This window comes from Bradyrhizobium sp. JYMT SZCCT0428 (assembly GCF_018131075.1).
GTDB lineage: Bacteria > Pseudomonadota > Alphaproteobacteria > Rhizobiales > Xanthobacteraceae > Bradyrhizobium.
In genome coordinates this window covers 1-12,227 of the sequence record NZ_JAFCLS010000008.1, presented here as the reverse complement: position 1 = coordinate 12,227, position 12,227 = coordinate 1, and the positions used below count along the sequence as shown (strand labels likewise).

General features: G+C 62.7%; 12 protein-coding genes. 8 read left to right on the top strand and 4 right to left on the bottom strand.

Translation table 11 applies throughout. The features are described 5' to 3' along the window. Positions 1–170 precede the first annotated feature (170 nt). From JQ575_RS10140 to JQ575_RS10130, 3 genes are read right to left on the bottom strand one after another with little or no spacing between them, the layout of a single operon-like run. Positions 171–371, bottom strand: coding sequence for a hypothetical protein (locus JQ575_RS10140; RefSeq protein ID WP_212033067.1), 201 nt, complete (start codon positions 369–371; stop codon positions 171–173). After that, positions 368–661, bottom strand: coding sequence for a hypothetical protein (locus JQ575_RS10135; protein ID WP_312015917.1), 294 nt, complete (start codon positions 659–661; stop codon positions 368–370). Before JQ575_RS10135 ends, JQ575_RS10140 begins: the two co-directional genes overlap by 4 nt. Before the next feature lie 40 nt (positions 662–701). Next, positions 702–1,169 (bottom strand): hypothetical protein, encoded by a 468-nt coding sequence (locus JQ575_RS10130; RefSeq protein ID WP_212033066.1) that lies wholly within the window; start codon positions 1,167–1,169, stop codon positions 702–704. Between the two features lie 524 nt (positions 1,170–1,693). Between JQ575_RS10130 and JQ575_RS10125 the strand changes: the two genes are divergently transcribed. From JQ575_RS10125 to JQ575_RS10090, 8 genes are all read left to right on the top strand, one after another. Beyond that, positions 1,694–1,783, top strand: a complete 90-nt coding sequence (locus JQ575_RS10125; RefSeq protein WP_018454042.1) for a K(+)-transporting ATPase subunit F — start codon at positions 1,694–1,696, stop codon at positions 1,781–1,783. A 115-nt stretch (positions 1,784–1,898) separates the two neighbouring features. Beyond that, the gene (kdpA, locus tag JQ575_RS10120) at positions 1,899–3,602 is read left to right on the top strand and encodes a potassium-transporting ATPase subunit KdpA (protein WP_212033065.1); all 1,704 of its coding nucleotides are present in this window, start codon (positions 1,899–1,901) and stop codon (positions 3,600–3,602) included. Positions 3,603–3,627: 25 nt separating this feature from the next. Continuing rightward, on the top strand, positions 3,628–5,742 hold the full coding sequence (kdpB, locus tag JQ575_RS10115; RefSeq protein WP_212033064.1) for a potassium-transporting ATPase subunit KdpB: 2,115 nt from the start codon (positions 3,628–3,630) through the stop codon (positions 5,740–5,742). Between the two features lie 109 nt (positions 5,743–5,851). Further along, entirely contained in the window at positions 5,852–6,457 is a 606-nt protein-coding gene (locus tag JQ575_RS10110; RefSeq protein ID WP_212033063.1) for a K(+)-transporting ATPase subunit C, read from the top strand. Between the two features lie 41 nt (positions 6,458–6,498). Next, positions 6,499–9,222 (top strand): sensor histidine kinase KdpD, encoded by a 2,724-nt coding sequence (locus JQ575_RS10105; protein WP_212033062.1) that lies wholly within the window; start codon positions 6,499–6,501, stop codon positions 9,220–9,222. After that, positions 9,219–9,908, top strand: a complete 690-nt coding sequence (locus JQ575_RS10100) for a response regulator (RefSeq protein ID WP_212033061.1) — start codon at positions 9,219–9,221, stop codon at positions 9,906–9,908. Before JQ575_RS10105 ends, JQ575_RS10100 begins: the two co-directional genes overlap by 4 nt. 25 nt (positions 9,909–9,933) lie before the next feature. Then, the gene (locus tag JQ575_RS10095; RefSeq protein WP_212033060.1) at positions 9,934–10,374 is read left to right on the top strand and encodes a PTS sugar transporter subunit IIA; all 441 of its coding nucleotides are present in this window, start codon (positions 9,934–9,936) and stop codon (positions 10,372–10,374) included. Between the two features lie 66 nt (positions 10,375–10,440). Beyond that, the gene (locus JQ575_RS10090; RefSeq protein WP_212033059.1) at positions 10,441–10,671 is read left to right on the top strand and encodes a DUF6496 domain-containing protein; all 231 of its coding nucleotides are present in this window, start codon (positions 10,441–10,443) and stop codon (positions 10,669–10,671) included. Positions 10,672–10,800: 129 nt separating this feature from the next. On the opposite strand, the gene JQ575_RS10085 is transcribed toward JQ575_RS10090, so the two are convergent. Beyond that, on the bottom strand, positions 10,801–11,685 hold the full coding sequence (locus JQ575_RS10085; protein WP_212033058.1) for a Ku protein: 885 nt from the start codon (positions 11,683–11,685) through the stop codon (positions 10,801–10,803). Positions 11,686–12,227 lie beyond the last annotated feature (542 nt).

The window sequence follows — 12,227 nt, the reverse complement described above, 5'->3', positions numbered from 1 at the left end:
TCAATGATCGCTGTTGAAACCTGCGCCGCCGCCGTGTTTTCGGCAAGGCTAGAACCTGGGAATTTGTGGTCAAATGTATGTTCGGCCTCACATGTCGTTAACGTCGATGCCGTTCAGACCTGGCGCGGATGTATTAGCAGCTTCTTGCCGCACGGGTCGTTCGGCCGTTCTCAATGGTTGACGCGCGAAAGGAAGACCGCAGCCTTGAGCACGATGACGCCGGCGATCGCGACTGAGATCAGCAAGGGACCAATCGCGCGAACGCAGATCAGCTTGAGCATATCGAGCTTTGCGGTGGTGGTTGGGGTCCGGCGTCCCGACCGATGGGAAGCCGGTTCGAATCGGTTGCCGGGATGCGTCAGCATGGTCATGTCATCACTCCTTCTGAAGATTGGATGTGCGGGCGAATCTGTCGCGGCGACACGCTGCGCGCGCCTGGACCGCTGCCCATGTCGAGCTCGATTTCGCAGGCCAGCTCGACGATCATTTCTGGATGATGGCCATTCTCGAACAACGCGTATTTGATGGCCTGTGCGCGATTGACGAACAGGCCGCCATAGAGGCCGTTTTGTTCCTGGGCAACCCAATGGCCGCGGCGGTTTCTGCCGATGAAGACGATTGCGGAGGGCGCACGGCACGATGGAGGTTCGACGAATTTCACGTTGGTATTCCCTGTTTTGGCGAGCAGTGTCCCGGCCGGTTCAGCCGAAATTGTCGCTCAGGACCGGCTCATAGAGCGCGCCGGCATCGCTGCGCACGGCCGGGACGCTGGGTCGGGGCAACGGCGCGTTGAGGCGACGGGCTTCGACGAACGCGCTCAGGATCGCCAGCGCCAGATCGGCGTGCCGGCCCTCGGCCGATTGATCGAGCCAATCCGGCAGTTCGCGTTCGCGCGACAGCGCGCAATGCCATTCGCCTTCGTCATAGGCGATACGGCGGAGCTGCCATTGCGGCAGTTCCAGGTCGATCAGGGCCAGGGCCGCATCGGTCCAGGCGCCCGACTGGATCAGCCGCTCAATGCGTGCGGTCTTGCCGCTCTGGCTTACGGACGGAAAGCGCCGGCAGGTCTGGTTGACGATGTCGGACAGGAATTCGGCGGTCACGGCATACGCGTTGCGCAGCCGGTCGCCGGGTTCAACGGGGTTCTGGGATTCTACAAATAGTGACATGGCGTGATCTCACTTGTGGGGCGGCTGCCACCGCAGCCGTGGGTCCAAGGTGGTCCAGTCGCCATTTGAAAACGAGATGCGGCGAGGGGCGAAGAAATAGGGATTTCATAAGTGGGGAGTGGGATATTGGCACGCTCTCTCCCCCCGTCGTCCCGGCCAAGCGAAGCGCGAGCCGGGACCCATAGCCACCGTCGGAAATTTGCGAAGGGTCTCTGCCGTCCTGCTTCATCGATAGCGCAACGCGGTATGGGTCCCGGCTCAAGGCCGGGACGACCTGAGGATGGAGAGCCGGCGAAACGGGCACTTATGAGATTCCTATAACTTCGCCATTGTCCCCATCTCGAAAACCTATGCGCAAGGTGGCACTTCACCACCAACCAAAGCGAGGCCGTCCGTTCGGTCCGCGGCTCATGTCGCACAGGAGCATCCCATGCTGGACATTGTCATGCTGGCGCTAGGCGCAGGCTTCTTCCTGGCAGGCATCGGCTACGCCTATGCCTGCGAACGGTTGTGAGGGTAAGGCCATGATCTTCGATTATTCACTCGCCGGCGCCGTCTCGCTAGGCCTCTTGTTCTACCTGACCTACGCGCTGCTGCGGCCCGAACGCTTCTAGGACGCCATGATCACGCTGGTCCAAGTCGTTCTGGCGTTCGCCGTCACCTCGGCGCTGCTGATTGCGCTGATTCACCTGCTGCTGCCTGCAAAAAGATTCTGAAGGGTTTTAGACCATGACTGTCATCGGCTGGATCCAAATTTTCCTGTACTGCGCCATCGTGGTCGCGCTGGTCAAACCGCTCGGCTGGTACATGACCCGCGTCTTCAACGGCGAATCCACCTTTCTGTCGCCTGTGCTGCGGCCGGTCGAAGCGGGGCTTTACTGGATCGGCGGCGTCGATGAGAAGCGCGAGCAGCATTGGCTGACCTATGCGGTCGCGATGCTGCTGTTCCATGTCGGCGGCTTCCTTATTATTTATGGCCTGATGCGGCTGCAGGCGCTGTTGCCGTTCAATCCGCAGGATCAGTCCGCGGTCGCTCCGGATCTGTCGTTCAACACCGCGATCTCCTTCATCACCAACACCAACTGGCAGAACTACGGCGGTGAAAGCACGCTGTCCTATCTGGTCCAGATGCTGGGCCTGACGCACCAGAACTTCCTGTCGGCCGCGACCGGCATCGCGCTCGCGGTGGCGCTGATCCGCGGTTTTTCGCGCTCCTCGATGCGCACCATCGGCAATTTCTGGGTCGATGTGACGCGCTGCACCCTTTATGTGCTTCTGCCGATCTGCGTGGTCTACACGCTGTTCCTGGTCTGGCAGGGCATGCCGCAGACGCTCGGCGCCTATGTCGACGCCACGACGCTGGAGGGCGCCAAGCAGACCATCGCGGTCGGCCCGGTTGCCTCGCAGGTCGCGATCAAGATGCTGGGAACCAATGGCGGCGGCTTCTTCAACGCCAACGCCGCGCACCCGTTCGAGAACCCCACCGCGCTGTCGAACTTCGTGCAGATGATTTCGATCTTCGCGCTCGGCGCGGCGCTCACCAACGTGTTCGGCCGCATGGTCGGCGACCAGCGCCAGGGCTGGGCGATCCTCGGCGTCATGGGCGTGCTGTTCCTCGCGGGCGTCGCCATCACCTATTGGGCCGAGGCCAACGGTACGTCGACGCTCAGTGCGCTCGGGCTGACCGGCGGCAATATGGAAGGCAAGGAAGTCCGCTTCGGCATCGTTGCATCTTCATTGTTCGCCGTTGTCACCACGGCGGCCTCCTGCGGCGCGGTCAACGCCATGCATGACTCGTTCACCGCGCTCGGCGGCATGATCCCGCTGATCAACATGCAGCTCGGCGAGATCATCGTCGGCGGCGTTGGCGCCGGCCTCTACGGCATGCTGCTGTTCGTCGTGCTGGCGATCTTCGTTGCCGGGCTGATGGTCGGCCGCACGCCGGAATATGTCGGCAAGAAGATCGAGGCGCGCGAGGTCAAGATGGCGATGCTTGCGATCCTGGTGCTGCCGTTGATGTATCTCGGCTGGACCGCGGTCGCCGTGGTGTTTCCGCCGGCGGTGGCGTCGATGGCCAATGCCGGGCCGCATGGCTTCACGGAGGTGCTCTATGCCTTCACCTCGGCGACCGGCAACAACGGTTCGGCGTTCGGCGGCCTGACCGGCAACACCTTCTTCTACAATCTGACGCTCGCCAGTTCGATGTTCGTCGGCCGCTTCTTCATGATCGTCCCGGCGATGGCCATTGCGGGCTCGCTGGCGGCCAAGAAGTCGATCCCGCCATCGGCCGGCACGCTGCCGACCACCGGTGGCCTGTTCGTCGGCCTCGTCGTCGGCGTGATCCTGATTATCGGCGGTCTCACCTTCTTCCCGGCGCTGGCGCTCGGCCCGATCGTCGAGCACCTCGCGATGAATGCCAACAATCTGTTTTGATCGATCCCTCTTCGGAGTTACTTCCATGGAAGCCACAAGACTGCAGAAAAAGGGTACGGCCTCGGCGATATCAGACCCGAAGATCCTGGTGCCGGCGATCAGGTCGTCGTTCGTCAAGCTCGACCCGCGGCTGATGATCAAGAGCCCGGTGATGTTCGTGGTCGAGATTGTCGCGGCGCTGACTTCAATTATATTTGTGCGCGACCTCGTCACCGGCGGCGCGAACCTCGGGTTCACGTTCCAGATCATCCTGTGGCTGTGGTTCACGGTGCTGTTCGCCAATTTCGCGGAAGCAGTGGCCGAAGGCCGCGGCAAGGCGCAGGCCGAATCGCTGAAGAAGACCCGCACCGAGAGCCAGGCCAAGCTGCTGACGGGTTCGGACAAGACGTTTCGCCTGGTGCCCGGCACCGCGCTCAAAGTCGGCGATATCGTTCTGGTCGAAGCCGGCGACAATATCCCGTCCGACGGTGAAGTGGTGGAGGGCGTCGCTTCGGTCAACGAGGCTGCGATCACGGGCGAATCCGCGCCCGTGATCCGCGAATCCGGCGGCGACCGTTCGGCGGTGACCGGCGGCACCCAGGTGCTGTCGGACTGGATCCGGGTCCGTATCACCGCGGCGCAGGGCTCGACCTTCATCGACCGCATGATCAGGCTGGTCGAGGGCGCCGAGCGGCAGAAGACGCCGAACGAGATCGCGCTCAACATTTTGCTTGCCGGCCTCACCATCATCTTCGTGTTCGCGACCGTGACGATCCCGAGCTATGCCGCCTATGCCGGCGGCTCGATTTCGGTGGTGGTGCTCGTGGCGCTGTTCGTGACGCTGATCCCGACCACCATCGGCGCCTTGTTGTCGGCGATCGGCATCGCCGGCATGGACCGGCTGGTGCGCTTCAACGTGCTGGCGATGTCCGGCCGGGCGGTCGAGGCCGCCGGCGACGTCGATACGCTGCTGCTCGACAAGACCGGCACCATCACCCTCGGCAACCGGCAGGCGACGGTGTTTCGCCCGGTCCGCGGCGTGACCGAGCAGGAACTGGCGGATGCGGCGCAGCTGGCTTCGCTCGCCGACGAGACGCCCGAAGGCCGCTCGATCGTCGTGCTGGCCAAGGAGAAATACAACATTCGAGGCCGCGACATGAAGGAGCTCGCCGCGACATTCGTGCCCTTTACCGCGCAAACCCGCATGAGCGGCATCGACGCCGGCAACTCGTCGGTTCGCAAGGGCGCGGTGGAGGCGATCCTGAATTACATCGGCGGCGGTACGGCTCAGACCATGGCCAGCGGCAACGCCGTTCGTGCGATCCAGCCTTCGGTCGGGACCGAAGCGGCCCGCGAACTCCAGGCCATCGCGGATGAAATCGCCAAGGAAGGCGGCACGCCGCTGGCTGTCGCCAGGGACGGCCGCCTGCTCGGCGTTATCCACCTCAAGGATATCGTCAAGGGCGGCATCCGCGAGCGCTTTGCTGAACTCCGCCGGATGGGCATCCGCACCGTGATGATCACCGGCGACAACCCGATGACGGCAGCCGCGATCGCGGCTGAGGCCGGCGTCGATGATTTTCTCGCCCAGGCAACCCCTGAGGACAAGCTGAAGCTGATCCGCGACGAGCAGGCCAAGGGCAAGCTGGTGGCGATGTGCGGCGACGGCACCAACGACGCGCCCGCGCTCGCCCAGGCCGACGTCGGCGTCGCCATGAACACCGGCACCCAGGCCGCGCGCGAGGCCGGCAACATGGTCGATCTCGATTCCAACCCGACAAAACTGATCGAGGTGGTCGAGATCGGCAAGCAGCTATTGATGACGCGCGGCGCGTTGACCACGTTCTCGATTGCGAACGACGTCGCGAAATATTTCGCCATCATCCCCGCGATGTTCCTCGCGTTCTATCCGCAGCTCGAGGTGCTCAACCTCATGCATCTGGCAAGCCCGCAAAGCGCAATTCTGTCGGCCATCATCTTCAATGCGCTTGTCATCATCGCGCTGATTCCGCTGGCGCTGAAGGGCGTCGCCTATCGCGCCGTCGGGGCAGGGGCACTGCTGCGCCGTAACCTGCTGATCTACGGCCTCGGCGGCATCATCATTCCCTTCATCGGCATCAAGGCCATCGACCTCGTGGTGACTGCCTTGAACCTGGCTTAAACCCATCCGTCATTGCGAGGAGCGAAGCGACGAAGCAATCCATCTCTCCCGTCCCTCACTCTGGATTGCTTCGCTTCGCTCGCAATGACGAATTATCAGGAGACACATCATGTTTCGCGAAATTCGCCCCGCCATCATCCTGCTGCTGTTGCTGACCGCCATCACCGGTCTCGCCTATCCGCTCGCGATGACCGCGATTGCCGGCGTGATCTTTCCGAAGCAGGCGCAAGGCAGCCTGATCGAGAAGGACGGCAAGGTGATCGGCTCGGCCCTGATCGGGCAGGAGTTCAAGGAAGACAAATATTTCCACGGGCGGCTCTCGGCGACCTCGGCGCCGGACCCGGCCGATTCCAGCAAGACGGTGTCGGCGCCCTACAACGCGGCCAATTCGGGCGGCTCCAACCTCGGCCCGACCAGCAAGGCTTTGGCCGACCGGATCAAGGAGGACGTCGACAAGCTGAAGGCCGAAAACCCCAACGCTTCCGTCCCCGTCGACCTCGTCACCACCTCTGCCAGCGGCCTCGATCCGGACATTTCGCCGGAAGCCGCGCTGTTCCAGGTACCGCGGGTGGCGAAGGCTCGAAAAATGCCGGAAGAGCGTGTTCGCCAGTTGGTCACGGAGCACACCCAGGGCCGCATGGCTGGATTGCTCGGCGAGGTCAGGGTTAACGTTCTGGCGCTGAACCTGGCGCTGGATGCCGCCGCAGCCAAATGACGGGAGCTAGGCCGCGCCGGATGCGATGAGTATATTGCCGCATGGCCAATCAGCGCCCCGATCTTGAAAAACGACCGTCGCCGGACGCGCTGCTGGAGGCCGCGCGGCGCGAGAATGATCGGGCCGGGAAGCTCAAGATATTTGTCGGCGCCGCGCCCGGCGTCGGCAAGACCTATGAGATGCTGCAAAGCGCCCATGCCAGGACGAAGGCCGGGATAGACGTCGTGGTCGGCGTGGTCGAGACCCACGGCCGGGCGGAGACCGAGGCGCTGCTGGCGGGCCTTGAAATCATTCCGCGCAAGAAGCTGGAATACAAGGACCAGATCCTCGACGAGATGGACCTCGACGCCCTGATCGCGCGGCGTCCGCAGATCGCCCTGGTCGATGAGCTCGCGCACACCAACGCGCCGGGCAGCCGCCATCCCAAGCGCTACCTCGACGTCGAGGAGCTATTGTCCCACGGCATCGATGTCTATACGGCAGTCAACATCCAGCACATCGAGAGCCTCAATGACGTGGTCGCGCAGATCACGCATGTGCGGGTGCGCGAGACCGTGCCGGACAAGGTGTTCGACCGCGCCGACGCCATCGAGCTGATCGACCTTACGCCCGACGACCTGATCCAGCGGCTGAAGGAGGGCAAGGTCTATGTCCCCAAGCAGGCCGAGCGCGCGCTCGAGCATTATTTCTCGCCGGGCAATTTGACTGCGCTGCGCGAACTGGCCTTGCGGCGCACCGCCGAACGGGTCGATGAGCAGCTCCTGACCCACATGCAGGCCAACGCGATCGCCGGGCCCTGGGCCGCGGGCGAGCGTGTTCTTGTCTGCATCAGCGAGGACCCGCGATCGGCGGGGCTGGTGCGCTACACCAAGCGGCTGGCCGACCGGCTGCACGCGCAATGGACGGCAATCAGCATCGAGACCCGGCGCAGCCTGCAGCTGACCGACGAGCAGCGCGACCGGCTCGCCGATACGATGCGGCTCGCCGAAGCGCTCGGTGGCGAGGCTATCACCATTCCCGGAGTCGGGCGGCGCATTGCCGATGACGTGGTCCAGTTCGCGCAAGCCAACAACGTAACCCAGATCATCATCGGCAAGTCGACGCGTTCGTGGTGGTTTGAACTCACGCGCGGCTCGGTCGTGCACGATCTGGTGCGCCGCGCCGGCAATATCACCGTCAACGTCATCGCCGGCGAGGAACTCGCGGCCGAACCCGTTCCGAAGAATACGGTGCGCACGGCCGAACGGCAGGAGCCGTTCGATCCGCTGCCCTATGTTGTGTCTCTGCTGTTCGTCGTCATTGCACTCGGTACTGGCCTGCTGGTTCATCCGCGGCTGGGCATCGAAAACGTCGACCTCGTATTCCTGACGGCCGTGGTCGGGGCCGCCGTCCGTTACGGGCTGTTGCCGTCGATATTTGCAAGCGTGGTGGGCTCGCTTTGCTACAATTTCTTCTTCCTGCCGCCGCTCTATAACTTCACGATCACCGAGCCGACCAATATCGCCGCCTTCTTCTTCTTTATGTTGATTGCGATCCTGGTTTCCAACGTCGCGGCGCGGGTACGAACACAGGCTGTGACCGCGATGGGCCGGGTCCGCACCACGGAATCGCTCTACGCCTTCAGCCGCAAGCTCGCGGGCACCGCGACCCTCGACGACGTGTTGTGGGCGACCGCCTACCAGACGGCCTTGATGTTGAAGGTGCGGGTGGTGCTGCTGTTGCCGGAGGACGGCATCATTACCGTCAAGGCCGGCTATCCGCCCGAAGATCAACTGGACAAGGCTGATCTCGCCGCGGCGAACTGGGCATGGGGCAACGACCGGGCCGCGGGTCGCGGCGCCGATACGCTGCCGGGCGCCAAGCGGCTGTTCCTGCCGATGCGAACCGGACGCGGACCGATCGGCGTCATCGGCATCGACGACGACAAGACCGGGCCGCCGCTCACCCCGGATCAACGCCGCTTGCTCGACGCCTTGATGGATCAGGGCGCGCTGGCGATCGAGCGCGTGTTGCTGGTGGAGGATATGGACCGCGTCAAACGCACCGTGGAGTCGGATCGTCTGCGCTCGGCGCTGTTGACCTCGATCTCGCACGACCTCAAGACACCGCTGGCCTCGGTGCTCGGCGCCGCAAGCGCGATACGGGACCTTGACAGCGGCCTGAGCGACACGGAAAAGCGGGATCTGCTGGCAACCGTGATCGACGAGTCCGAACGGCTCAACCGCTTCATCGCCAACCTGCTCGACATGACAAAGCTGGAATCCGGCGCCGTGGTGCCGAATACGGCGCTGCATGATATCGGCGAGATCGTCGGCAGCGTGCTGCGGCGCGCCAGCAAGATTCTTGGAGGCCACAAGGTTTCGCTTGAGCTTGCCGCCGACTTGCCGATGCTGCAGCTTGACGCGGTGCTGTTCGAGCAGGTGCTGTTTAATCTGCTGGACAACGCGGCGAAATATGCGCCGGCCAACACCACGATTTCGATTCTGAGTTCGCGGGAGAGGGATTGGGTGTCCCTGCAAATCATTGACGAAGGCGATGGCATACCGCCCGAGGAGGTGGATATGATATTCGACAAGTTCCATCGCGCGCAAAAGGGCGATCACGTCCGTCCGGGCACCGGCCTTGGCCTGGCGATTTCGCGCGGCTTTGTCGAGGCGATGCATGGCACGATCTCGGCCGCCAACCGGCTTGACCGGAGCGGCGCCGTGCTGACTATCCGCTTGCCGGTCCCGGCCGTATCAGATGCACTGGACACCGCCGCATGAGTGCCGCGCCGATCAAGGTTCTGGTGATCGACGATGAGCCGCCGATCCGTAAACTGCTGCGGATGGGACTGAGCACGCAGGGTTACGACATCCTCGAAGCTTCCAACGGCAAGATTGCGCTGGAAAAGCTGGCCGAGCGACCGGCGCTGATCATCCTCGATCTCGGCCTGCCCGACATCCAGGGCCACGAATTGTTGCGCATGATCCGCGGACGCAACGACAGCGTTCCGGTCATTGTGCTGTCGAGCCGCGGCGACGAGGTCGGCAAGGTGCAGGCGCTCGACCTCGGCGCCGACGATTATCTCACCAAACCGTTCGGAATGGACGAACTGCTTGCCCGCATGCGCGCCGCACTTCGGCACCAGTTGCAGGTCCATGGCGAGCGGCCGGTATTTCGATCCGGTGATCTTTCGGTCGATCTTGTGCGCCGCATCGTCAAAGTGGGTGACAAGGATGTCAAATTGTCACCCAAGGAGTATGAATTGCTGCGCGTGCTGGTTCAGCATGCCGGCAAGGTGCTGACCCACCGTTTCCTTTTGAAGGAGCTGTGGGACGAGTTGACCGACGCGCAATACCTGCGGGTCTATGTGCGCCAGGTCAGGCAGAAGATCGAGGCGGATCCGGAGCGTCCGCAATTCGTTTTGACTGAAACCGGAATAGGCTATCGGCTGCGCGCGCCGGACTAATACGCGACCCCGGCCTGGAGTTACGATGAAGATTTCCGATCTGCTATCGCCAACCGACGTCATGATCGACGTTCGGGCCTCGCAGAAGGGGCCGCTGTTGCAGGAATTGGCGGCCTTGGCCGCAGCCAATCTCGGCTTGGCAGTCGATCAGGTCACGTCGCATCTCCTGAAGCGGGAAGAACTGGGATCGACGGGGACCGGCAATGGCATCGCCATTCCTCACGCCCGGCTGACGGGCTTGAAGCGGCCCTATGGGCTGCTTGCAAAGCTGAAGCAGGGCATCGAGTTCGATGCCATCGACGGTCGGGCGGTGGACGTCGTGTTCGTCCTGCTGCTGCCTGCGGCAACGGAGAGCGAAGCGCTCACCGCCTTGGCGCTGGTCGCCCGAACGTTGAGGTCGCCGGATACGCTCGCGCGATTGCGCGCCGCGAAGGATTCAGCCGCGCTCCATGCCGCGGTGGCCTGAGGGTTGCGGGCGCTGGAACTTTCATGAGAAGCGATGATTAATTTCCCTGCAATTGGGAGGTCATCCATGGCACGAAAATATTCCAAGAAGGCGTCCACCGACGTCAAACGCGCAATGAAGAAACGCAAGGCCGGCACATTGAAGAGCGGCCGCTCCGGCAGAACGGTGAAGAGCAAGAAGCAGGCGATCGCGATCGGACTTTCCGAGGCGCGCGCCAAGGGCAAGAAGGTGCCGAAGAAGGCCAGGAAGACAACAAAGAAGCGGAAGACGTCGAAGAAGCGGAAGGCGAAGAAGTAATTGTCGCGTTCCCATTCTCGTCATGGCCGGGCTTGACCCGGCCATCCACGTCTTTGCTGCAAGCTAAAGGAGTCGTGGATGCCCGGGTCAAGCCCGGGCATGACGAATGAGTGGGCTACTTTCTCGAAATCACCCCGCCTTGCGGGCCCGCGCCGCCGAGCGGTGGGCCTTCTTGGCCGCGCGCCGTTGCGGCGCGCGGCGCGAGGCCGGCGCGCTCGCCCGCCGCTTGGTGGCAGCCTTGCCTTTCAGGCTCTGCTTCAGCGCGTCCATCAGGTTGATGACGTTATCCGCCTTCTCCTCGCGCGGGGCGGCCTTCAGCGGCTTGCCGGAGGCCTTGCGCCGCACCAGCGCCTTCAGCGCGTTTTCGTACTCGTCCTTGAACTTGGACGGATCGAAATGCGCCGCCTTGGTATCGAGGATATGGCTGGCGAGTTCGATCATGTCTTTCGATATTTTGGGGCTCTTGATGTCGTCGAAATAGCTGTCCTCGTCGCGCAGCTCGTAGGGGTAGCGCAACGTGGTGCCGAGCAGGCCCTTGCCGAGCGGTTCGATCGCGATGACGTGTTCGCGGTTGGTGAGCACGATGCGCGCCAGTGCGACGCGGTCCTGGTCCTTCATGGCGTCGCGGATCACGGCAAAGGCGTCGATACCGGCCTTGCCGTCGGGTACGATATAATAGGGGTTGTTGAGGTAGCGCTTGTCGATCTCGTCTCGGGGCACGAAGCTGTCGATGTCGATGGTGTGATTGCTCTCGATCTGGACCGCCTCCAGCTCCTCTTTCTCGACCTCGACATATTCGCCCTTCTTCAGCTCGTAGCCGCGGCCCTTCTGGTCGCTCTCGACGACATCGCCGGTCTCGCTATCGACCATCTGCTGCTTCAGCCGGTTGCCGGTTTCCCTGTTGATCATGTGGAAGCGGGTTTTCTCGGCCGAAGTCGAGGCCGGGTACAGCGCAATCGGGCATGACACGAGGGAAAGCTTCAGCGAGCCTTTCCAATAGGCGCGAGGGGCCATTACAATCTCCGGCGAGGCGTTTGGGTTCGGAGTTTCAACGGCTGGTGTGGGTTTTGGTTCCTGTTGCGACCGTGCGTGTCATTCCGGGGCGCGCGTAGCGCGAGCCCGGAATCCATCAGGCCGCATCTGTTGTCGCCTAATGGATTCCGGGCTCGATGCTACGCATCGCCCCGGAATGACAATGGAGAGGTGCGACAAAACAACCCGACGGGCAAATCAGTTCCGATTTACAGAATTCGTGTCAAGTGAAAATTTTTGCAAATCAAAAATATTTCTGTTGTCGATCGCCCCAAATCAGTGCGCATCTATCGCAATCCCGTCCCACTCAGAAGGGCGTCGGCCGTCGTCACGGACGTTGGACGGGTTGCGGTGGACGCTGGTTTACGCCTCGACGATGGCGTGGATAAGCGTACGGCAAAACCGTGTGGTCCTGGCACCCGTTGCAGGCGTCAAGCTGTCGGAGAAGCGTGAGCTGAACCGGCAGCGACGGAGTCAACCAAGAACTCGTCTCCGGGGAGATCACGGCATAAGCCGTAAAGCCA